The sequence below is a fragment of the Zunongwangia sp. SCSIO 43204 genome (assembly GCF_019904275.1).
GTDB classification, from domain to species: Bacteria; Bacteroidota; Bacteroidia; order Flavobacteriales; family Flavobacteriaceae; genus Zunongwangia; species Zunongwangia mangrovi.
This window is the reverse complement of the sequence record NZ_CP063204.1, coordinates 3,773,567-3,797,797: the sequence shown is the minus strand read 5'-3', so window position 1 is coordinate 3,797,797 and position 24,231 is coordinate 3,773,567. Positions and strand designations below refer to the sequence as shown.

The window sequence follows — 24,231 nt, the reverse complement described above, 5'->3', positions numbered from 1 at the left end:
TTACATCAGATAAAAAGCGATTACAAAAGCAATTACCGAAATAATAATACCTAACATAAAAACAGTATAGGTTAATCGCAGTAATAAATATTTACGATGTAAAACTTTACCTAACAAGTGTAGATCGAGCATTAGCGATTCGTAAACGTAATCTTTATCCTGAATCATTTCGTTGATTCCCCATTTAAATAGATCGAAAGGCATTTTGTGGAAATTTCCGAAGAAAAGAAGATTTACATCACGATTTTTAACCTGCTCTTTGGTGAATTCTCCGCTGGTAACATTTGGACGAGTAGACATGATCGAAAGGATCATAGAAGCAACGCTAAAAAGTACCAAAACCAGCGTAGGAATTAATAAGTGGCGATTGCTTACCGCATCTAATTTTGGAATAAGGTTAGAGATTGCCAAAGAAATAATAATCGCATTTACAGAAAGTAAAATGTTGGCCTTAGTATCTGCAATATCACTTAATTTGATATGATTTCGTAAAGTTACCCTGAATAAAGTTTGGATACTTCGCTCTGGATTATCGTTTTTATATTTAGCTTTTAGTCGGGCTTTATGCTCTTCTTTGGTTAGTTTTTTCTCCCTTTTATTTTGCTTTTCAACAAGATCTAAAAGATTCTCTTCTTTTGCGTGATTCCAGTTCTTTAGTGCATAATCGGTATAGAATTGATGCTTTTCAGTCAGCATTTTAATATTCTCCATAATCCATTCACTAGAGGTGAAATTCTTACGGTTATGCAATTGCAATTCTTGCCTTAAAAGTTCGCTGGTTTCTTCGTAATAATCTTTAGCAAAATGAGAAGAATCGGCATCTTTAATGATCATTTCTCCGATATCCTGCGGCGTGTGGCTAAACTTAGTCGCCAGAATATACTTAGAAACCTGATCGATGAGATCTTGGGTAGCATTATTATCTTCTAAAAAGCTTTTGGCGATCTTAACACTGGATTCTTCGTGCTTCTCGTGACCCTTAGTATATCCGGTGTCATGAAACCATGCTGCGAGCTTAAGTGCCTCCTCTTGTTTAACATTAATTTCAGAATGTTCAATTAATTCTTCAGTACTTTTAACAACTCTTTCTGTATGCTTGTAATTGTGATATAGAAAGGTATTAGGGAGTTTTTCCTTGAATAATTCAAGAACATATTTATCAGCTTTATCTAAAAGGTTGTTCATCTATAAAGTACTTGTTTGACTGTGCCAAATTACAAAATTTTGTCTAACAACATTTATGAAAAGATATAACTACTACTGTTTTTTGTTTATTTTAACGCTTGTAGCTGCCTGCACAAGTTCAGATCCAAAATATCGAAAAGGAGAACCCACTTCTAACTTTGGATATCCTGAAAATAAGGAAATTGAGAAGACTTTTTATTTATTAGGGGATGGAGGCTATTCACCAGAAGGTGGTACTTCTAAAGCCTTAGTAGTCTTTAAAAAGTTTATAAAAGAAAGAGACACCAGGGGAGATTATGCGATCTTCTTGGGAGATAATATTTACCCGGTTGGAATGCCTCCTAAAGATGATCCTTTACGTGAACAATCTGAATATCGATTGGATGCGCAATTAGATGCAGTAGAGAATTATAATGGAAAGGTGATCTACATTCCCGGAAATCACGATTGGTATAGCGAACGTATCGATGGTTTAGAACGCCAGGAAGAATACCTTATAGAACAATATGGTGATTCTTTAGATTGGTCTCCCAGCACAGGATGTGGATTAGAGATCAAAGAAATTTCTGATGATATACAAATGATCATTATCGATTCGCAATGGTATCTTGAAGATTGGGACAAAAGCCCAACGGTCAACGACAATTGCGATCAAATAAAAACTAGAGAAGCATTGTTCACAGAAATCGAAAGTGAGCTAAAAAAATCGCAGAATAAAACAACGATTATCGCCTTACACCATCCTATTTTTTCTAACGGAATTCATGGTGGGCAGTATAATTTTAACCGACATTTATATCCATCGCAGCGAAAAATTCCGGTGCCAGTTTTGGGTTCTTTAGCAATGCTTATTAGAACTACCGGAGGAATTTCTATCCAGGATCTACAAAATGAACGTTATAAGTCTTTATCAGATCGATTGGAAACTATGGTTAAAGGACGAGATAGAGTAATATTTGTTTCTGGCCACGAACATACTTTACAGTACATCGATCACGACGGGATCAAACAAATTATTTCGGGATCTGGATCTAAAGAAAATTATGTAGCGCTGGGAACAGATGGATTATTTGCTTTTTCGCTTCAGGGATTTGCGGTTTATGATGTCTTTAAAGATGGATCTTCCTGGGTTAGTTATTATCGAAATAAAGATAATGAGCCAGAGTTGATGTATCAAAAAGAAGTTTTTGAAAGTCCGAAACCTTATAAATTAGGAGATTTCCCAGATTCTTTTCCGCAGAAAAAAAAAGCAAGTATCTATCCTGAAGAAGATGTAGATGTAAGCGGTTTATATAGGACTTTATGGGGTAAGCGCTATCGGAAATTATACGGGACAGAAGTCGAATATAATGTAGCAGATCTTGATACTCTTTACGGAGGATTAGAGCCGATGCGAGAAGGTGGAGGTCACCAAACAGTTTCGATACGAGTAAAAGATTCTTTAAATCGAGAATATAATATTAGGCGTTTGCGCAAAGATGCTGTACAATTTTTGCAAACGGTTGCTTATAAAGATAAACCTATAGAGCAACAATTTCAGAATACTACAGCAGAAAGTATTATTACAGATTTTTATACTTCAGCGCATCCTTTTGCATTTCTTGCGATTCCAACATTGTCTGAGGCGATAGGGCTTGCACATACAAACCCGAAGGTTTTTTATATGCCTAAGCAGGATAATCTAGAAGAACTTAACGAAGATCATGGAGACGACGTATACATGATCGTAGAACGTCCCGAGGAACATTGGCTTGATCTGGAAAGTTTTGGATCGCCAAATCACGATATCGTTAGTACAGCCGGAATGTTTGAACGTATTCGAAGAGATGAAAAATATAAAATAGACGAGCCGGCTTATGTAAAAGCAAGAATCTTTGATATGCTGGTTGGCGATTGGGACAGGCACCAGGATCAATGGCGTTGGGCAGAGAATGAAGATGGAGATGGTAACCATATTTTTACGCCAATTCCAAGAGATCGCGACCAGGTATTTTCAAATTTCGATGGTGCTTTTTTTGGTACGCTTCGTTCGCTAGTTGGTCTGGCAAATCAATTTGCAGTTTATGATGAAAAGTTATCTAATATTGAGTGGTTTAATATTGCAGCCATAGGTTTAGATCGATCTATACTTCAAAACACAGGAAAGAAAACCTGGTTAGAACAGGCAGAATATATTCAGCAAAATATAACAGATGAAGTTATCGAAAATGCTTTTAGTAATCTTCCGCCAGAAACACAGGGAGAAATTACAGAGACCGTAGTCGAGAAACTAAAAGGCAGAAGGGATAATATTGTTGAAATTGCTGAAAGGTATTACGATTATTATGCAAAACTGGCAATAGTTACCGGTACAGATAAAGATGATTTTATCGATGTAACCAGAATGCCAGAGGGAAAAACGAAAGTTACGATCTATAGAAATAAGAAAGGGGAACGTGCAGATATCGTAAGTGATTATATTTACGATAAAGCCTTTACTAAAGATATTTGGATCTATGCTTTAGATGACGATGATATCATCACGGTAGATGGTGAAGGTGATCGCCTAATTTATGTGAGGATAATTGGTGGGCAAAACAACGATATTTATAGAATAAGAAACAAGAAGAAATTAAAGATCTACGATCATAAATCTAAACCAAATACCATAGAAGAAGGCGCAGACGCCCGATTTAGATTTACAGATCAATATGACCTAAATATTTATGACAAAGATAAAAAGGTATTTAAATCGACGTCTATAACACCCGGGATAGGTTATAATCCAGATGATGGTGTTAAGCTTGGGTTTAAAGCATTATATACTATCAATGATTTTAAAAGAAATCCCTATACCTCACAACATGAATTAAAAGCAGGATATTATTTTGCTACAGATGGTTTTGATCTAAGTTATCAGGCAAGATTTGCAACGATTATAGGAGATTATAATTTACAAGTTGGAGCACATTTTACCAGCCCTAATTTTGCTAGAAACTTTTTTGGCTACGGAAATGAAACGGTAAATCTAGATGATGATCTTACATTAGATTATAACCGAGTTAAGATTAGCAGAATTGGAGGTGACGTTGGTTTGGTAAATGCAACTCCATTTGGTAGCTATTTTAGCTATAAAGCAAGTTTTGAAACAGTAGAGATCGATCACACTGAAGGAAGGTTTATAGATGAATTTACACCAGATGATCCTGAAGGATTTTTTGATCGAAAGTATTTTGCAGGTCTGGATGCCTTGTATCGCTACGAAAGTTATGATGATGTTTTAAATCCAACCCGCGGAATGCAATTTGATTTAAATCTTGGCGCAAAATTAAATACGGCCGATACAGATCGAAATTATGGATATTTTAAATCTTATTTAGAATTTTATAATTCTCTCATACGAAGTCGAAAACTAGTATTGAAAAGTCATGTGCAAACACAAATTAATATAGGTACAGATTACGAATTTTATCAAGCCGCTGTTTTAGGAGGTGGTTCCGGGTTGAGAGGTTATAGATTGCAGCGATTTGCAGGAAAAAGTGCTTTTGCTACAGGAGGAGACCTGCGCTATAGTTTTAATCAGTTTAAAACTTCTTTCCTTCCATTTCAAATAGGGGTTTTTGGTGGTTATGACCTTGGTAGAGTATGGTTAAAAGATGGTAATAGTGACCAGTGGCATGATAGTTATGGAGGTGGAATATGGATTAATAGTGCCGAGGCAGTAAACGGAACATTGCACGTATTTAATGGAGATGAAGGATGGCGAGTAAGTTTTGGTTTTGGCTTTAGATTTTAAAAATTATTGTAAATCAAATATTGAAAAACCTGCTTTTAGCAGGTTTTTTTATGCGGCAACGTTAATAAAATTAAATTTTGGTGTTATTTTTGATAAAATAGTGTTAAACTTGTAGTAGTTAAACGGTTTAGGTTTAGTTACTCATCAATCAAAAATCATCAAATATGCTTAAAAAAGCATTATTTCTGCTATTGATTGTATCATCAATTACTGCCCAGTCTCAAAAGTTTGAGATATCAGGAAAATTACTGGATAGTATAACTCATGAACCTTTAGAAGGGGCCACCGTATTTACCGAGACTTTAAAAGATAGTACCCTAATTAGTTACACTATAACAGATACTGATGGTGTTTTTAATGTTTCAGGGAAATCTTCAAAAGAAAAAATAAATCTCTTGATCTCCTTTGTGGGGTACGATCCCGTAAAGAAATTAATTTCACTACCGCAAAGTGAATATCCTTTGGAACTTAAGCCAATCGAAATGTCACAACGAGTTGAATCTTTAAGTGATGTTTTAATTGAAGGGAGAGTACCTCCCATTAGAATTAAGCAGGATACTCTTGAATATAATGCAGCATCTTTTAAAACAAAAGAAGGAGCAACGATAGAAGATCTTCTACGAGAATTACCGGGAGTAGAGATAGATGAAGATGGGACTATTAAGGTTAATGGTATAGAGGTTAATAGAATATTAGTAGGGGGAAAAGAGTTTTTCTCTGGTGATGGAAGTATTGCAACAAAGAATCTACTAAAAGATATGGTAGATAAAATTCAGGTGGTAGATACACGATCTGATAGCCAGGTTTTTCGCGGGGAGAAAGCAAGTGGAGATAGTAAAACGGTCAATATAAAACTAGATAAAGATAAGAATAAAGGTGTTTTTGGCCGAGTTGCAGCCGGGGGAGGAAGTGATGAACGTTTCGAGTTTGCTGGTCTTGCTAATTACTTTAATGATGATTTGCGATTAAGTGTGCTTAGTGGAGGGAATAATATCAATACTTCTGGTTTTACATTTGGTGAACTTAGAGAAATATTTAATACTAATTCTTATACAACATATAATGGAGGAATAAGTATTGGTGGTAGAAGAATAGGTGGTGGTAATGGTATAGTGAATTCTAAAATTACCGGTGCCAATTATGCCGATGATCTTGGGGAAAATCTGGAAGTAAGTTCAGATTACTTCTATTCTGCCTCTAATAATTATTACAGAAACGTTTCGTCTTCAGAAAATATTCGTCCAGATGGAAATTACTTCTCAGAAAATAGTTATAACAATACCGGAAACCAGGACAAACATGAGATTAATTCAAGAATTAAAGCAACTATAGATTCGAGTTGGATGATCGATGCACGACCAAGATTTAGTTATGATAAAAACTTTACGAGAGGGAGTAGGACTTCAGAGAGCAGGGAAGAGAATGGAGAATTAAGAAATACATCAAATTCTAATAATTACGGACTTACAGAAACAACCAATTTCGTAAACAGCTTAAATATTAACAGGAGATTTAATCAATCGTTTCTAACATTTGGGATAAATAACAATATCTCTAATTCAGATTTTGAAAGCAATAATCAATCAGAATTCATTTTTTATAATTCAGACCAGGAAAATATTTATCGAGATCAGATAACAAGAGGAGGCTCTAAAAACAACAATTCTGGCGCTTCAGTAAATTTTAGATCTCCAATTATCGAAAAGTTACTTTTCTACGGTATTTCTTATAATTATAGTGCTAATTTGGAGGATTCAGAAAACTTAGTTTTCGATCTGGATGAAGAATCTAATAGCTATACCAATCTTAATGAAGATCAAAGTACAAGTTTTGATAATCATACCATAACTCACAAACCTGCTTTAAATATTAGTTATCAGGGTGAAACTTTTAATTTTTCCATAGATGCCAGATATTCTATTGCAGATTTAGAAAGTACAGATAGAATTAGAGATTTTAGCTTCGAGAATGATTTTAATGCTTTTGAAGGAAGTGCCAGATTAAATTATAGTTTTTCAAAAACTTCGAGTCTTCGGTTTAATTACAATTTATCTAACCAAATTCCTTCGATCTATAGCTTAACACCGTATAGAAATATTTCAAATCCACTAAACATAGTTGAGGGAAATCCAGATTTAGACCTCACCAATCGCCATAATGTTAGATTGAGTTATAATGGTAATAATATGGATAAGCAGCTTTATTTCAATGCAAATATCAATGGCGATTATACAGTAGATCCCGTGCAATCTCAAACCACTATAGCTGATGATCTTTCAAGATTTACAACCTTCAGCAATATAAATGATGAGTACGGGCTGTCTGCTTCTGTTTGGATGAATAAGAATTTCAAATTAGATTCTATTAATCGTTTAGGCGTTAATATGAATATTAATGCAAGGCATAATAAGAATTATCGATTTACAGATGAAACTTTATATTCAGCCAGTACTCAGAATTATAGAATTGGGCCATCTGTAAATTTGTCTAACCAGAGTTTAAGACTTCAGCTAAGTTATTCTATGAATTTGCAAGTTGCAGAATACGATTTAGAGACCATAGCAGATCAAAGAATATATCGAAATTCGTTAAATTTTAGTGGTTTTATAAAATTCCTTAAGAATTTTGAATGGAATAATGATTTTAGATATTCAACTAATCCGCAGGTCGATGAGGATCGATTTGATGCACATATTTTCTTTTGGAACTCTTCTATATCGTATAAATTCCTGAAAAATGATTTCGGGCTATTGACGCTTAAGGCATATGATATTTTAAACGAAAACACGAACGTCTATCAATTTTCTGGTGCAGATTCTATCACTTCTTACGAGTCTACGGCGCTCACTCAATATTTTATGCTAAGCTTTAGTTATCGATTTGATACATTCCATAAAAACAGAAAGAGTCAGCCAGGAAGAGTAAGGCATTACAGGATAAACACCCTATAAAACGTTAAATAAAACTTAAAAAATTAGAACTCATTAAATATTCAACGAGTTTTTTAGTTATTAGCATACGTCAATCAATAATTCATCATTTTATGTTTAAAAAATTACTGGTCCTCGCTATAGGACTTTTTAGCATTTCATTATCTGCACAAAAATTTGAAATTTCAGGAAAATTAATAGATAAAGAAAACAAGGCTCCATTAGAGGCTGCAACCGTTTTTGCAGAATCGGTGACCGATAGTACTCTGGTTACGTATACGATCACAGATAAGGACGGTGAATATAAATTAATTGGAAGAACCGGTCTTAAAGAAGTTAATGTTTATGTTTCTTTTGTAGGTTACGTTCCGCATGAACAAAGAGTTAAACTTACAGGCGACCGTATGATAACATTAGATCCTATTGCACTCGAATTTCAAGTGGAGTCTTTAGGCGATGTTTTGGTAAAAGCTAGAAGAGCGCCGGTAACGATCAAGAAAGATACACTAGAATTTAATGCTGAATCTTTTAAAACTCAAAAGGACGCTACGGTTGAAGATCTTTTAAAAGAATTACCAGGAGTAGAAGTAGATGGTGAAGGAAATATAACCGTAAACGGCAAACCTGTAAATAAGATCCTGGTTAACGGTAAATCATTCTTTGGAGGTGACGATCCTACGATCGCTACCAGAAATCTTACCAAAGAAATGATAAGTAAAATTCAGGTTTCTGATACAAAATCAGACTCAGATGCTTTTACCGGAGAAAATAGTGATGGTGAAAACAAGACCATCAATATTACCATCGACGAGGATAAAAATAAAGGAGTTTTTGGTCGTGTTTCTGGTGGCGGTGGAACCGATGATCGTTTTGAATATGCCGGTCTTGTCAATTATTTTGATAACGACCTTCAACTAAGCGCGCTTGGTGGCGGTAACAATATTAATTCTCCTGGTTTTAGTTTTGGGGAGATCGAAAAAATGTTTGGAGGTGGTGGATCCATGATGGTTTCCAGCACCGGAGCTTTCAGTATTAATGGTCGTAGTTTTGGTTTTGGTAGCGGAATCATTAATTCACGAACCGGCGGACTTAATTTTGCGGATTCCTGGGGTGAAACTTCAGAAATTTCAGCTGATTATTTTTACTCCGGCTCCAATAATTATGAAGAAACCCAACGTGAGCGAGAAAATATCTTGCCTGATAATCGATATTTTACAGAAAGTTATTCTAGAACAGAAGGGAATACAGATCGCCACCAGGCAAATCTTAAATTTACAACAAAACCAGATACCACTTGGTTTATAGATGCCATGCCTTCGTTCAGTTATACTAAAGCTGAAAATAGTTACGAAAGTAATTCACGGTCTTTTAATGAAAATGGTGACTTAATTAACGAATCTGAGAGTGATAACCAAACATTTAGAGATGGAAAGACTTTTGGAGGGAATTTTAACGTGAATAAAAGTTGGGCAAATGGCGCTTCATTGTCTTTACGAGTAAACGGGGACCTAGAAAATAATGATTCAGAGTCGTATATTTTGACTTCAGCAGAAACCTTTGGAAATGATGGGCAATCTATCGATAGAAATCAATTTACAGATGGAGAACAGGAGAATAACAATATTAATTCTACCCTTCGTTATAGACTACCGATTGTAAAAGATAAGTTTTATTTGAATTCTGAAATAGGATATGGTAACGATTCCAGAGATGATAGGCAATATGTTTACGATCTTAATGATGCTTCTGGAACATTCGATAATTTCAATATCGAGCAAAGTACAGATTTTGAAAATATTAATGAATACTACAGACCTGAATTTGGGGTAGATTGGAATACAGAGAAACTTAATCTTGGTCTGGATGTCGGCTACGTTTTAAGAGAACTGTCTAGTCGTGATAATTTGAGAAATTTTGATTTCTCTCAGGATTTTGATGCTATCGAATTTGATTTGAACATGAATTATTCACTTAGTCAGAAGACGAGAATATATGCATCGGTTTCACGAAATAATAACGCACCCCAAGTTCGGCAATTATCGCCTTATGTTGATGTTTCAGATCCATTAAATATTATTCAGGGAAATCCAGATTTAAAACCTTCTAACGATACTCAATTTTACTTAAATTATAATAATTATGATTTTCAATCAAGAAGCGGATTTTACGCATATGTTATGTATAGTTATACCGACGATCAGGTGGTTTCTAAGTCTACCGTAGACAAAAATTTTGTGAGAACTACAACTTATGATAATGTGGACGGTGCCTACAGAGGTTCAGGAAATATTAGTTATAGTAAAGAAGTACAAATTGATTCTCTTTCGTCCTTTAGAATAGGTTTAGGATTCTATGGTACGCTACTGAGAAATGTAAATTTTATAAACAATGAAATATATAACAGCAATACCACGGCTTTAAACCCAACGTTAAACTTAACTTATACGCTTGGCGATTTCTTAGAGTTACGCCCAGGATATACCGTTAGATTTAATAATACCGATTTCGATATTAATACCATAGAAGATTATGAATTTACACGGCACGAATTGCGATTAAGAGCGACTACAAATTGGCCGAGAAATTTAGAGTGGCAAAATGATCTTCGCTATTTTAATAATCCAAATGTTGGTGCAGCTTTTCAGCAATCTACGGTTCTGTGGAATAGTACGCTTACCTATTCAATATTGGATAATAAAGGAAACATTAGTTTAAAAGCCTTCGATATTCTGGATCAAAACACGAACACACAACGGCAAACCTCAGAAAATTATGTTCAGGATGTACAAAGTACGGTCTTACAACAATATTTTATGCTAGGTTTCAGTTATAAGTTTAATACATTAGGTAAAAAGGGAGAGGTTAGAGAAAGCAACTTCTTTTTTTAATAATGTGTTAGAGTGCTAATTCTAATAAAGAAAGGCTTTTGGTATCACCAAAAGCCTTTTGTTTTTATTAAATAGACAATTATAAATTTATTCCTGTTTACTTTCAGAAGACTGACTTAAATTCAAATTATTCGTAAAATCAATAGTTCTAATAGGGAATGGAATATTAATATCATTCTTATCAAAAGCTTTTTTAATACCAACGATCGCTCTACTTTGTGCTACTAGAATATCATAATTCTTCTTAGCATCTGTCCAAAATCGAACCGTAAAGTTGATAGAGCTGTCTGCAAAAGCGTTATACATAAACTCAACTTCTTCTTGGCCATTCTGCGGGAATAATTCAGCAATAGTATCCACCGTTAATTTTTGAACAAATTCTAGATCACTATCGTAATGAACTCCGCAGTCTACAAAAATTCTTGAACGCTCTGTTCGGCTGTAATTTTTAAACGCATCGTCAACAATTTTGGAGTTAGGGATAACCACAAAATTATTATCAGATTGTTTAATCTTAATACTACGTAAGTTTATTTCTATTACCGTTCCTGCATAACCATTAGTTTCTACCCAATCACCAATTTGCAGTTCAGGTAAAAAGCTTAGGATTACTCCAGAAAAACTATTGTTAAGCGGTCCCTGTAAAGCTAAACCAACAGCCAGACCAATTACTCCTGCACCGGCAAGAATAGAGGTTAAAAGCTGATTTAAATTCAAAAGTCCTAAAGCCACAAAAAATCCGGTAAGGATAATTATTGCCTTTAAGACTTTAATCGTAATCTCTCTTATAGAATCCTGTTTTACTTTTCTAATTAAAAGTCGGTTAACGATCTTACCAACCCATTTGGCTATAAAAAAGAAAATTATAAAAACGAGAACTGCCAAAATAATATTTGGCAGGTTCACGATAAGGCTATTTAGCCATCCAGTTAGTTTATCAACTAAGGATTCTAATGATTTTTCGATATCAAAGCTATTTGCCATCTATATTACAATAAATTATTCAGCAGGAATAGCTTTATGAGTTTCTGTCGTTTTCATTTTCCATGCATCTAGCATCCAGCTCGTTTTCTCAAGCTCTCTAATGTATGCACCAATTAGATCGATGGTACCTTCGTCGCCTGCAGCATCTGCTGCTTTAACTACTTTTCTCATTTGAGAAAGAAGCACACCATGATCATTGATCAATTGCTCAATCATATCGTAATCTGTAAGTTCAGAAATAGATTCTTCCAGATTCGACATTTTTAAATAATCGCTCAAATTACTTGTAGGCTGAAATCTTAAGGTTAATACACGCTCAGCGATTTCATCAATTTTCAATTTGGCGTCGTCGTACATTTCTTCGAATTTCTCGTGTAGATCGAAGAAGTTCTTACCAATTACGTTCCAATGAAAATTTCTTAATTTTTGATAGTATAAGTGGTAATCAGCCAACAAAATGTTTAACTCATCTACAGTTAAAGCAATTTTTTCTTTGTCTAATCCTAAATAGTTCATAGTATTTATTTATAGTTTTTTTAATTTCAATACAAAAATACAATACTTAAAAGGTTCTGCATAGCGTTTAATAGAAGTTTAACGCTATACTTAGATCAGCTTAGTCTATAGGTCTATTTTGCTTCAAATCTAATTTCTTACTCATCTCATCAGACATTTGTCCGCTTGAAACTCCATATCCATCAACCAGAGTTCCTTTTCTACCATTTTCTGTAGTTATAGCATAAAGAATCGAATTATCGTCTGGATTACTCATTCCTTCAAAGCGTAATACTTTATCTACGTCGAATTCGTTTACACCAAATTTTTCGTCTTCAGATTTCAATTCAAGATGCTCATCCAGAAGATTAAAATCATGCTCATAACCTTCCTCTAATTTCAATTTATTTATTGCTTGAGATAGGGTTCCGTAATCTTTCATTTTCGTTAATTTTTCAATTGGTTTCAAATGTTAAATTACGTCTAGACTGCCTTATTTCCAAGACATTTAAATGGTTTAGTATAAGTTTAACTCGATTTGGCTATTCCTTAATATTTGAAGACTTAGCGATCTTTTTTTCTGCTGAAAAGACCTATAGGTAAAACCATTAAGAAGAAAAAATACCAACCTGTAACGAGACCAATTATGGTAATTATAGCTGCGAGAATATAAAACCAATAAGAATTAAAGAATTTCATAGGTATGGATTATAATTATCGTTTTTGCTAGTGTACAAAAAATTAGAAAAAAATCAAGCAAATTTCGGGAAGAGCTGATAAGTAACTTTTGATGATTTTTAATGATGTAATCTGTTTCACCAGTTTAATACTCATATAGGAAGAAGCTAAGTATGTTTTAAAAAGAAGAACTTTGGTAATCAGATAACTAGCATTTTTGAAATGTTTTTCAGAAAAATAACGAAAATACAGGGGTTGTCCTTTGAAATTGTGTTTTTTAATTAAGTGTGGTTCTTATTTTATATGCTGAATCTAAAAATTTGTGCAAGTCTTGGTGTTGAACCCCAAAAAAATCAAGGGTCTAGGGTTTATGACTTCTAAAAACTATCTTTGTAATTATGAAAATTAGCTTGGCCGGTCACTTAACGTCGAATTTATTTTCTAGCAAAGGCAAAAATGCTTTTCTTTGGCGTAAAAACCAGATTTAAACTTTAGGTTGAAGGTATGAAAAATAAAATCACCTTAAAAGAGCTTTCTAAATTGCTTAATGTCTCAGTTTCTACTGTTTCTAAAGCACTAAATGACAGCCCAGAAATTAGTCAGAAAACGGTAGAACGCGTTAAAGAACTTGCAGCTTTACATAATTATCGTCCTAATCCTGTGGCAGTTAATTTAAAAAGTAGCAGGAGTGGAACGATTGGTGTGATTATCCCAAACATTGCAAATGTCTTTTTTGCCAAAGTATTATCTGGGATAGAAGCTAAAGCACAGGAGGAAGGATTACAAGTGATCACTTATATTTCTAACGAATCTTATGATCGTGAAGTGCAGATCATAGACCATTTAACCTCTGGTTTTGTAGATGGTGTCCTACTTTCTATTGCTGAAGAAACGCAGCGTAAAAGAGCTTTCGACCATATTTATCATCTAATCGATTATGATATACCAGTAGTACTTTACGATCGTATCAATTATGATATGCCTGTAGATAAAGTTGGGGTAGACGATGCTGAAAGTTTTAAAAAGGTGACCACTAAATTGATCAAAAAAGGAGTCAAAAAAATTGGTGTGGTTTCAACGATTCTTCACCTGGTTAACGGTAAAGAAAGAATTAGAGGTTATCAGGAAGCTTTATTGCCAAGTATGAAAGAACATATTGCAGCTTCTACGAGACGTGAATTCTTAGATGAAAAAATTCACGAAATTCTAATCGACGATAAAGTAGAAGCCGTTCTCTGTTGTGATACAGAAAGTACGATGAGAGTTTATCGTTATGCTTACGAACATAATATTCGTATTCCTGAAGATCTCAAAGTTGTTGGTTTCTTAAATGAAGAAATCACGTCTTTCCTAACGCCATCTATTAGTTATATCGAGCAAAATCCTCGTAAAATAGGGAAAGGAGCCATGAAGCTTCTTGGAAAACGATTAAAAGGTGAAGCCGAATTAAATAAAACTACAGAAAAAATTATCAAAACTAAATTGGTAAATTTAGAATCTACTACGTTTGATTCTGAACATTAATTATCAATATCTTGATAGAACCAAATAAAATGGCAAAACTAACCACCAGTACGGTACTCGTAACTGGTGGTGCTGGTTTTATTGGTTCTAATCTTTGCCAAAAGCTTCTTGATCTTGAAGCGAAGGTAATTTGCTTAGACAATTTTTCTACCGGAAGAAGGTCAAATCTCAATACATTTAATGATCATCCAAATTTCACTTTATTAGAAGCCGATATTCGAGATTTTGAAGCTTGTTTAAATGCCTGCAAAAATGTAGATTATATTTTACATCAGGCAGCTTTAGGATCGGTGCCACGTTCTATTAAAGATCCGCAAACCACTAACGATGTGAATGTAAACGGATTTTTAAATATGTTGGTTGCGGCTAAAGAAAACCAGGTAAAAAGATTTATTTATGCAGCAAGTTCTTCAACTTATGGAGATGCTTCAGAATTACCAAAGATCGAAGATCACATCGGCAAACCTTTATCACCTTATGCGATCACAAAATATGTAAACGAATTATATGCCGATGTTTTTCAGAAAACTTATGGCCTCGAAAATATTGGTTTGCGTTATTTTAATGTCTTTGGTCGACATCAGGATCCAAACGGCGCGTATGCCGCAGTGATTCCCAAGTTTGTAAAGAAACTGATGAGTCATCAGTCGCCCGTGATTAATGGTGATGGTAGTTTTTCTAGAGATTTCACCTATATCGATAATGTGATTCAGATGAATTTACTCGCAATGCTTACTGAAAATCCAGAAGCGGTAAATCAGGTATATAATGTGGCTTATGGCGGAAGGACAAATCTCAACGAACTTGTTGATATATTAAAGTCAGAATTATCTAAATTTGATCCTGAAATTTCAGGGATTTCAGCAAAATATGGTGCCGAGCGCCAGGGCGATGTTCCACATTCTCAGGCATCGATCGAAAAAGCAAAGAAATTACTCGGTTATCAGCCAGAATTTTCAGCAAAAGAAGGATTAGCTGAAGCAGTTTCCTGGTATTGGAATAATTTAAAGTAAATGACACAAAAGAAAATAGCAGTTATAGGTCTTGGGTATGTTGGATTACCTTTGGCACGTCTTTTCGCTACAAAATATCCTGTAGTTGGTTTCGATATCAATAATTCCAGAATTGCCGAATTACAACAAGGAAACGACAAAACGCTGGAAGTCGAAAATAAAGATCTAAAAGCGGTTTTAAAAGTGAGTAATTCTGAAGAAACTGGTTTATTTTGTACGGCTAATACTGAAGATTTAACCGACTGTAATTTTTACGTGATCACGGTGCCAACGCCGGTAGATAAGAATAACAAACCAGATCTTACACCACTTTATAAAAGCAGCGAAACCGTAGGGAAAGTCTTGAAAGATGGCGATGTGGTTGTTTATGAAAGCACTGTTTTTCCTGGAGCAACAGAAGAAGAATGTGTGCCGGTTTTAGAGAAAATTAGCGGACTAAGTTTTAATAAAGATTTCTTTGTAGGCTACTCTCCAGAACGTATAAATCCTGGTGATAAAAAGCATACCGTAGATAAAATTTTAAAAGTAACTTCAGGTTCAACTCCTACAATTGCTGAAGATATTAATGCAATTTACGCCTCGGTAATTACTGCCGGGACGCATTTGGCGCCATCGATAAAAGTGGCTGAAGCTGCAAAAGTGATCGAAAATTCGCAAAGAGATATTAATATTGCTTTTGTAAATGAACTGGCTAAGATCTTCAATATTTTGGATATCGATACCAAAGCGGTTTTAGAAGCGGCGGGGACAAAATGGAATTTTATTCCGTTTACGCCCGGTTTAGTTGGTGGGCATTGTATTGGCGTAGATCCTTATTATTTGGCTCAAAAAGCACAAGCGGTTGGTTATCATCCAGAAATTATTCTTGCTGGAAGGCGCATGAACGATAGCATGGGACAATATGTCGCAGCGGAAGTGGTTAAATTAATGCTGAAAAGAGACCTGAAGGTTAAAGAATCGAATATTCTTATTTTAGGTTTTACTTTTAAAGAAAATTGTCCTGATGTTCGCAATACCCGTGTGATCGATGTATACCGAAATTTAAAAGATTACGGCGTAAATGTTTCGGTTTATGATCCTTTGGCGAATCCTGAAGAAGTTTTGCATGAATATGGAGTGAAAACTTTAAATCAAAAGCCAGAAACTAAATTCGATGCTTTGATTTTAGCCGTTTCTCATCAGGAATTTTTAGAAATGGATTTGGCCGAATTAAAAACTGAAGACGGCGTTATTTACGATGTAAAAGGTGTTTTAGGCGATAAAGCTGATAAAAAACTGTAAATTTTCATTGAATTTCAGCTTTGGCTTGCTGCAATTTTAAAGTGATTTAAATATGTATCGAAAATACGTAAAAAGTACTGCCGACTTTATTTTTGCGTTGTTTACGGTCGTATTATTTCTTCCTGTTTTTTTAATAATTACTTTGCTAATCTTGATATTCGATGGTTTTAGCCCATTTTTTATTCAGGATCGGGTAGGGAAGGATGCTCGCAGTTTTAGGATTTACAAGTTTAAAACCATGAATGATAAAAAGGATTCCGAAGGAAAACTTTTAAATGAAGAACTCCGCGTTACTCCTTTTGGCCGAATTTTAAGACAATCTGGTTTAGATGAAATTCCGCAGCTTTTCAATATTCTTAAGTTTGAAATGAGTTTTATTGGTCCGCGGCCTTTGCCGGTTTATTATATCGATCTTAAGGACAAATTGCAGCGAGATCGCCATCGCGTTTTACCGGGAATTACCGGGCTTGCCCAAATCACCGGTCGAAATTCGCTAAAATGGCCAGAGAAATACCGTCTAGACAATTACTATATCGAAAACCAGAGTTTTTGGCTGGATCTTAAAATTTTGCTGAAAACCATAGTGAGTTCTAATGGCTATGATGCGGTAAATTTTGAACATGTAATTCCTGAAAAGAAATCAGAATAACCTATATTTCCTAAAATCCGGTAATCGATGAAGAAAATCTGGCTTTCACCACCGCATTTAAGTGGAAACGAACTGCAAAAAATACAGCAGGTTTTTCAGGAAAACTGGATTGCTCCCGTAGGACCTCAAATTGGTGAATTTGAAGCTAAAATTTCAGCATTTTTAGGAACCGAAAATTGTCCGGTAGTTGCGTTGAATTCGGGAACTTCAGCTTTACATTTAGCCTTAAAATTACTGAATATTGGCAAAGGAGACGTTGTGATTTGCCAGAGTTTAAGTTTTGCGGCTTCAGTAAATCCTATTTTGTACGAAGGTGCCACTCCGGTTTTCGTCGATAGCGAAAAAGATACTTATAATTTATCTCCAGATTTTCTTGAAGAAGCCATAAAAGACCAGATCAAAAAAGGAAAGAAACCTAAAGCAATTATTGCGGTTCATATCTACGGAATGCCTTATAAAGTAGCTGAAATTCATCGAATTTCGGCTGAATATGAAATCCCGGTTATTGAAGATGCGGCCGAAGCAATGGGGAGTTATTACAAAAATAAACCTTGCGGCAGTTTTGGCGATTTGGCGGTGTTTTCTTTTAACGGAAACAAAATTATCACCACTTCAGCCGGTGGTGCGTTGGTTTGTAAGAATGAAATTCAGCATAAAAAAGCAGTTTTTTGGGCAACTCAGTCTAAAGAAACAGAGGATTTTTATCTACATAAAGAAATTGGTTATAATTACAGAATGAGTAATGTTTTGGCAGCTATCGGAATTTCGCAGATCGATGTTTTAGAAGAACGGGTAAAAAAGAAACGTGAAATTCAGCAATTTTACGCTTCATCTTTAAATGAAATTGAGGGCTTTAAGGTTTTTGCAGCATCGTCTTCAGCATTTAAAAGTAATCACTGGTTGAGTATTTTAGAAATTGATGCTGAAAAATCACCAATATCGGTTATAGATCTAATGAAAAAATTAGCCGAAAAAAATATCGAAAGTCGGCGTATCTGGAAACCTTTGCACACGCAGCCGGTTTTTGCCGAATTTGATTTTTACGGAATTGATATTGCTGAAAAAATCTTCGAAAATGGCTTATGTTTGCCATCGGGAACTGCAATGAGCGATGCAGATCTCAATTTTATTAAATCCGAACTATTAGCGGCAGTAAAAAATGCTTAAACCAGATTTAACAGCGCAAATTATCATTTTTGGCGAAGCTTCAAAGCTTCAGGAAGTTTCAGATTTTCTTCAGCAAAATTATACAAAATCGAACATCTTGATTTTCGATAAAAACCGACTAAATTCTGAAGAACTAGACAAGCTGGAATTTTTAGAAAGCGAGTCTATTGTAATTTATATTGAAGAAGAGCAAAAAGCTGATTTCGGAATTAAAGCCGCGTTTTTGGATAAAGCGATAAGTGCAAAGGCAGCTATTTTTACGCTTTCGCTTCAGAATTGGAAAAAAAGTGACTTCAATTTTACAGAATTTCAGCTTCAGGATTTATATAAATTTGATAAAATAAGTCCGAGTAAACTTCCGCAGAAAAATAAAAAATTATTGATCACAGGTGGAGCGGGTTATATTGGCGCTGCTCTGGTGAAATATTATTCAGATTCGTTTTCAGAAATTATAATTGTAGATCAAAGCGAGTCAGCTTTATTTTTTCTGAAAGAAGAAGTTGAGATTTTATATCCAAACGCGAATATAAATTGTTGCTTGGCAGATGTGACCAATAGGCAACGAATGACATCGATTTTTGAAGAATTTAAACCCGAAATTATTATTCATGCCGCAGCTTATAAACACGTGGGTTTACTGGAGAATGAGCTTGAGGAAGTGGTGAAAAATAATATTGCGGGCGCTTATATTATCTTCTATTTATCTGAAACTTATAAGGCTGAGCAATGCATTTTGGTGTCGACCGATAAGGCGGTGTCGCCAATTTCTGTGATGGGGAAAAGTAAAGCTTGGGCAGAAAAATTATGTGTATGGTTTTCACAAAATTGTGACGAAACCAACTTTAAAACAATTCGGTTTGGAAATGTTTTAGGCAGTACTGGTTCGGTCTTGCCGCTTTGGGGTAAACAATTAGCATGGCGAAATTCTATAAATTTGACCAATGTGAATGCTTCACGGTATTTTTTTACGATTCAAGAAATTTTCGAGCTTACAGATGATGTTTTAGAAAATGATAGTTCTGGGCAAATTTTTACTTTGAAAAATGAGCATCCTTTGCCGTTAGCTAGGCTGGCTAATCTTTATCTTTATAATCGATCTGCTGAAATTCTAAAAACCGAATTAAAGCCAGGCGAAAAAGAGCATGAACAGCTAATCGCTGAAAATGAAAACCTGATTCAGCAATCAAATAATATTTCAATTGTTGAAGGTGCCGAAATCAATGATGATTTTATGGAGCAGCTTAGCGTATTACTTAGTGATAAAATTCCGACAGAGGAAAAAGCTAGTATTATAAAAGATTATAAGCTTTAAGCAAAAAGTTCTTTACTCTTTTCTACGATTGGTTTAAGTAACTCGATCTCTTTCGATTTAAGTTTAATATTCTGTAGTTTTTCTAAATGTTCCATTCGATGTGTATCGCTACTTATATAATCGATCATTTGATTTTCTAGTAGCTTAAAAGCCATTTTTTGGATGCCTTCTCCATAATGCGAAGTAAGCGAAAGCATATTAAGCTGAAAATAGCATCCACGACTTTTAAGATCGTAATATTTTCTCATTTTGCTATCATGAAAAAAGCCATAGCGCTCTGGATGTGCTAAAATTAAAACATGACCTTTGTTTTGCAGTTTAAAGATGATCTCTTTTAAATTAATTGGTGGCTGTAAAAAAGACATTTCTACAAGACTAAAATTACCTGAAATTTTCAATAATTTTTCGTCATCCAATTTATCCATTAAAGACTGATCCATCATATATTCTGCCGCAGCCGAATTCTTGATATTTGCTGGTTTTGCGGCTTTTAACTCCGAGAGCGCATTATTGATGGTTTCAGGAGTATTAGGATAATAATCATTCATTACATGTGGGGTGTGCACAAAATTTGTCACTCCAAATTCACCAAACTTTTTAATTAGCTCCAGGCTGGTTTCAACATTTGGCGAACCATCGTCGATTCCGGGTAAAATATGATTATGGAAATCTGTGAATCCTTCTAGTAGATCTACGAAAAAATACTTCTTAGCGAAGAATGAAAACATCTAATTTACTTTTCTTGAAAAGTAGCGTGTTTTAAATTAAAAGACAAAAAAATAATCTTACATTATTGTGAAATAAATCGTTTTAATTTTACATTATTTGAAAAATAAATGTTTAAATTCTTAGAATTAGTTTTAAAATCTTAAATTTAAAATGCCCTTTACCTTAATTATTTGCTGAAATGATGATTTTAAGTATGAAATTCAAATTATGCTGCAATCGCTTAGCCTACATCTTCTATTATTTGGTTTTATTGATGAAACCGAAACCATTTTAGGTGCTCTAAAACAGGATCCTAATTATTACATATCTCAATGTAGTGGGCTGGAGTCCTTACAGCGTATTTTAGGAGAGAAAGGCGATGTGGATATTTTGATTCTTCAGTTAAATTATCGCGAAGATGACTATCAGAAGATTCTAAATTTTGTCGCCGGGCATAAAGATCTTCCTGTATTAATTATTACCAATACCAGAATTAGAAAGCATGCTTATGAAGCTTTTGCTTTAGGGATCGAGGATTATATTCATGTATCAGAAATTAATCCTCCTTCCTTGAAGCGGAGTATCTATTTTGCTATAAAACGTAAAGACTACAAGAAAGAGATAAGTAATTCAGAATTTAATTACAAAACCTTGTTTTTCTCTTCACCCTTGCCTATGTGGGTTTTAGATCGCTATACACTAAAATTTTTAAGCGTTAATCAGGCAGCTATAGAACATTATGGATACTCTGAAGAAGAATTTCTAAATATGAAGGCCAGTGATCTTTGGATTAGAGAGGAAAAGGAAAAATTAAAATTGATGGTAGAAGAATTTACCAACGATTTTTTGCAGGAGACTATTTTTCATAAAACTAAGAACAATGACATAATTACTGTAAACTTTCATAGTAAACCAATATACTATAATGGGCGAGAGGCAAGATTGACGTTGGTACGCGATGTGACCGAAAACCTTAGAATTAGAAAAGCCCTAAAAGATAGCGAAATGCGCTTTAAGTCTCTTGTTCAGGAGGGTAGTGATCTAATAGCCATTCTAGACAAAGATTTTAGATACAAATATATAAGTCCCAGTATAGAAAGTATTTTAAGTATTAAGCCGAAACATATTATAAAAGATCGATTTCATGACAGAATTCATCCAGAAGACCAGTCTTTTATAAAAACCTTATTAGCGTCTATAAAACAATCCAGTAATAAAAAAATTAGTTTGCCTTTTTACAGGGTGAAGGACGGCTTGGGTTATTGGCGATTTTTAGAAACTAAGCTAACCAACCTACTAGATTTTTCCCCAATTGAAGGTATAGTAATTAATAGTAGGGATGTAACAGATCTTGTAGAGCAGAGGAATCGTTTATCTGATAGTCTTTCCAGATACGAAATTGTTTCTGAGGCTACTAGTGATATTGTTACAGATTTCAGTTTTAAAACAGAAGAAGTGAAAATTTCCAAATCGCTTTATAAAGTTTTTGGATATGATCCAAAAGAAATAGAAAAAGAGAATTTTAGAGATTGGTGGTTATCGAAAGTGCATAAAGATGATCGCACGGTAGTTAGGGAAAAAGTAATTGAAGTTATCGAGTCGGGAAAAAGATCATTTCAATTAGAATATCGATTTCAATGTGCAGATGGAAGTTTTAAAAATATTTTAGACCGAAGCTATATCGTAAGAGATATTGATGGTAAACCAGAGAGGATCATTGGTTCTAAACAGGATATCACTAAGCAAAAAGAACAATTAGAAGAAATAAAATCACGCAATATAAAATTGGAAGAAATAGCCTGGGAACAATCACATATGGTTAGGGCTCCTTTGGCAAAAATTATGGGTTTGATCGATTTAGTAAGGTTTAGTGAAAATAATGCTGAAGAAACTAAGGATTTATTAGAAAAAATATTAAATTCAGCCGAGGATTTAGATGCTGTGATACGCAACATAGCTGAAAAAACATATAATTAATAGATTTGAAGCCCCTTAAATCTATTTAGAACCTAATCTTAACCTACATTATGTTGGAAGTCATACTAGTAGATGATGATGATATTGTTTTGATGATGCAACGAAAAATGGTTTCTAGGTGTGAGATTTCATCGACACCCATCATTTTTAAAAGTGCGGTAGCAACTTTAGAATATTTAAATAAGCCTGAAAATTTAAATAATATCGATAAGAAATACCTAATTCTTCTTGATATTAATATGCCCATGATGTCTGGTTGGCAATTTCTTGATCTTATCAAAGAACACCCTTTGCATGATCAAATTCATGTAATTATGGTAACGTCTTCTATAGATCAAAAAGATCGAAGAAAAGCAGAAACTTATCAGCGTGTTATCGATTATATCGAAAAACCGGTCACCTTAAAGCATTGCCAGAACTTAAAACAATTACAGTCTATTAGCGAATTTTTTTAGGGATATTTATACTCTTTTCAAGAGGTTGAGCCTCTTCGATTTTTTCTTGAGCCCATAATTCGTCTTCGCGTTCCAGCTCCAGTTCTTCCTGTACAGCTGTAGCTCTAGGATCGTAATTTAGTTTTATGTACATAGGGAAGTGATCACTGCCTATACTTTTTTCTCTGGCGATCTCTATCAGGGTAAAATCCTTAGAATGAAATACGTGATCTAACGGCCAACGGAATAATCGATATCCAGCATGAAAGGTGTTAAAAAAGCCTCTTCCTATTCTGGGGTCCATTAGTCCACTCATCTGTTGGAAGAGTTTCGTGGTTCTCGACCAGGCTACATCGTTTAGGTCTCCAAAAACTAAAACTTTACGATCTTCTGGAGAAAGGTCTCTACCTAGCATTAAAATTTCTGCATCACGATTGGTCGAGGTATAACTTTCGGTAGGACTTGGTGGCATTGGATGTAAACAATGCATTTTCAATTTAGTGCCATTTCTAAGTTTTACATAACCATGAATAGAAGGAATGTCTTCCTGAACCAGATAATGCACATCTGCATCTATCAATTCTAATTTAGAATATAAATGCATTCCGTAGAGATTATCTAAAGGAACCTTTACAGTATACTTGTAATCATCTTCAATCTCTTCTAATGCTTTTTCCCAACGCTTATCACTTTCTAGTGTAAGTAAAATATCTGGTTGGCGCTTTTTAACCAAAGCAACAAGTTTCTCTGGATGTTTGTTTGGCGTAAGGACATTACTTACTAAAATGGAGATCGTGGCATCTTCAGCTTTACCCTTAAACTTTATAACCTGTTTTTTAGATAATACTGTATAAGGAAATATTTTGATCGCTTGGTAAATAAGACTAAGAAAAAGTAATACTGTAGCTACATAATGCCATGTTTCAGAAAAGTCGTAGAAGAACGCGCAAAGAATTAGGGTGATAACTATACAAACTGAAATTTGTATCCTGGGAAAATCAAAACCTCTAACCCACCATTGATCAAAACGGGTTATTGAAGCTAAAGTTGGGATTAAGAAGATAAAATTTAAGCAAAGTACAATTATTTCAGCGGTATCCATGCTGATCGTTTTTATGTTGGCAATAATGTTTAGGTCGAAATCTATTCAAATCTCTTATTATTCAACAAAACTTAAAAGCATTTAAGAAAAGTATAACGTAAAGTCGGCAATTTCAATAGCTCAGGGGAG

Annotated in this window: 17 protein-coding genes; 11 read left to right on the top strand and 6 right to left on the bottom strand. The window is 34.4% G+C overall.

Features of this window, described 5'->3' with window-relative positions; genetic code table 11:
• On the bottom strand, positions 1 to 1,185 hold the full coding sequence (locus tag INR75_RS16790; protein WP_223089700.1) for a Pycsar system effector family protein: 1,185 nt from the start codon (positions 1,183 to 1,185) through the stop codon (positions 1 to 3).
• Positions 1,186 to 1,240: 55 nt separating this feature from the next.
• Between INR75_RS16790 and INR75_RS16785 the strand changes: the two genes are divergently transcribed.
• From INR75_RS16785 to INR75_RS16775, 3 genes are all read left to right on the top strand, one after another.
• Positions 1,241 to 4,960, top strand: a complete 3,720-nt coding sequence (locus INR75_RS16785; protein ID WP_223089699.1) for a BamA/TamA family outer membrane protein — start codon at positions 1,241 to 1,243, stop codon at positions 4,958 to 4,960.
• 164 nt (positions 4,961 to 5,124) lie between these two features.
• Positions 5,125 to 7,911: an outer membrane beta-barrel protein gene (locus INR75_RS16780; protein WP_223089698.1), complete on the top strand. Its 2,787-nt coding sequence runs from the start codon at positions 5,125 to 5,127 to the stop codon at positions 7,909 to 7,911.
• 92 nt (positions 7,912 to 8,003) lie between these two features.
• Positions 8,004 to 10,778, top strand: a complete 2,775-nt coding sequence (locus INR75_RS16775) for an outer membrane beta-barrel protein (RefSeq protein WP_223089697.1) — start codon at positions 8,004 to 8,006, stop codon at positions 10,776 to 10,778.
• An 87-nt stretch (positions 10,779 to 10,865) separates the two neighbouring features.
• Here INR75_RS16775 and INR75_RS16770 read toward each other — a convergent pair whose 3' ends face one another.
• The 3 genes from INR75_RS16770 to INR75_RS16760 all read right to left on the bottom strand — a co-directional run bounded on the left by INR75_RS16770 (position 10,866) and on the right by INR75_RS16760 (position 12,699).
• Positions 10,866 to 11,762 (bottom strand): mechanosensitive ion channel family protein, encoded by an 897-nt coding sequence (locus INR75_RS16770; protein WP_223089696.1) that lies wholly within the window; start codon positions 11,760 to 11,762, stop codon positions 10,866 to 10,868.
• 15 nt (positions 11,763 to 11,777) lie between these two features.
• A complete protein-coding gene (locus INR75_RS16765) occupies positions 11,778 to 12,278 on the bottom strand; it encodes a Dps family protein (protein ID WP_092542206.1) in 501 nt (166 codons plus the stop codon).
• Between the two features lie 100 nt (positions 12,279 to 12,378).
• Positions 12,379 to 12,699, bottom strand: a complete 321-nt coding sequence (locus INR75_RS16760) for a phosphoribosylpyrophosphate synthetase (protein ID WP_092542208.1) — start codon at positions 12,697 to 12,699, stop codon at positions 12,379 to 12,381.
• Between the two features lie 740 nt (positions 12,700 to 13,439).
• Between INR75_RS16760 and INR75_RS16755 the strand changes: the two genes are divergently transcribed.
• The 6 genes from INR75_RS16755 to INR75_RS16730 are packed head-to-tail and all read left to right on the top strand — an operon-like array spanning position 13,440 to position 19,881.
• Complete coding sequence (locus INR75_RS16755) at positions 13,440 to 14,459, top strand: LacI family DNA-binding transcriptional regulator (RefSeq protein WP_092542210.1); 1,020 nt, start codon at positions 13,440 to 13,442, stop codon at positions 14,457 to 14,459.
• Between the two features lie 29 nt (positions 14,460 to 14,488).
• A complete protein-coding gene (locus INR75_RS16750) occupies positions 14,489 to 15,472 on the top strand; it encodes an SDR family oxidoreductase (protein WP_223089695.1) in 984 nt (327 codons plus the stop codon).
• Positions 15,473 to 16,753 (top strand): nucleotide sugar dehydrogenase, encoded by a 1,281-nt coding sequence (locus INR75_RS16745; RefSeq protein ID WP_223089694.1) that lies wholly within the window; start codon positions 15,473 to 15,475, stop codon positions 16,751 to 16,753. It abuts the gene before it with no gap.
• A 52-nt stretch (positions 16,754 to 16,805) separates the two neighbouring features.
• On the top strand, positions 16,806 to 17,402 hold the full coding sequence (locus INR75_RS16740) for a sugar transferase (protein ID WP_223089693.1): 597 nt from the start codon (positions 16,806 to 16,808) through the stop codon (positions 17,400 to 17,402).
• A gap of 27 nt (positions 17,403 to 17,429) precedes the next feature.
• Positions 17,430 to 18,569, top strand: a complete 1,140-nt coding sequence (locus INR75_RS16735) for a DegT/DnrJ/EryC1/StrS aminotransferase family protein (RefSeq protein ID WP_223089692.1) — start codon at positions 17,430 to 17,432, stop codon at positions 18,567 to 18,569.
• Positions 18,562 to 19,881, top strand: a complete 1,320-nt coding sequence (locus tag INR75_RS16730; protein WP_223089691.1) for a polysaccharide biosynthesis protein — start codon at positions 18,562 to 18,564, stop codon at positions 19,879 to 19,881. Before INR75_RS16735 ends, INR75_RS16730 begins: the two co-directional genes overlap by 8 nt.
• On the opposite strand, the gene INR75_RS16725 is transcribed toward INR75_RS16730, so the two are convergent.
• Positions 19,878 to 20,609, bottom strand: coding sequence for a tyrosine-protein phosphatase (locus tag INR75_RS16725; RefSeq protein ID WP_223089690.1), 732 nt, complete (start codon positions 20,607 to 20,609; stop codon positions 19,878 to 19,880). The two genes, INR75_RS16730 and INR75_RS16725, sit on opposite strands and share 4 nt — an antisense overlap.
• Before the next feature lie 208 nt (positions 20,610 to 20,817).
• Here INR75_RS16725 and INR75_RS16720 point away from each other — a divergent pair, with 208 nt between their 5' ends.
• Together INR75_RS16720 and INR75_RS16715 are read left to right on the top strand one after the other, a co-directional pair.
• Positions 20,818 to 22,566, top strand: coding sequence for a PAS domain S-box protein (locus tag INR75_RS16720; RefSeq protein ID WP_223089689.1), 1,749 nt, complete (start codon positions 20,818 to 20,820; stop codon positions 22,564 to 22,566).
• Positions 22,567 to 22,616: 50 nt separating this feature from the next.
• On the top strand, positions 22,617 to 23,021 hold the full coding sequence (locus tag INR75_RS16715) for a response regulator (protein ID WP_223089688.1): 405 nt from the start codon (positions 22,617 to 22,619) through the stop codon (positions 23,019 to 23,021).
• Here INR75_RS16715 and INR75_RS16710 read toward each other — a convergent pair.
• A complete protein-coding gene (locus tag INR75_RS16710) occupies positions 23,005 to 24,102 on the bottom strand; it encodes an endonuclease/exonuclease/phosphatase family protein (protein ID WP_223089687.1) in 1,098 nt (365 codons plus the stop codon). The two genes, INR75_RS16715 and INR75_RS16710, sit on opposite strands and share 17 nt — an antisense overlap.
• Positions 24,103 to 24,231 lie beyond the last annotated feature (129 nt).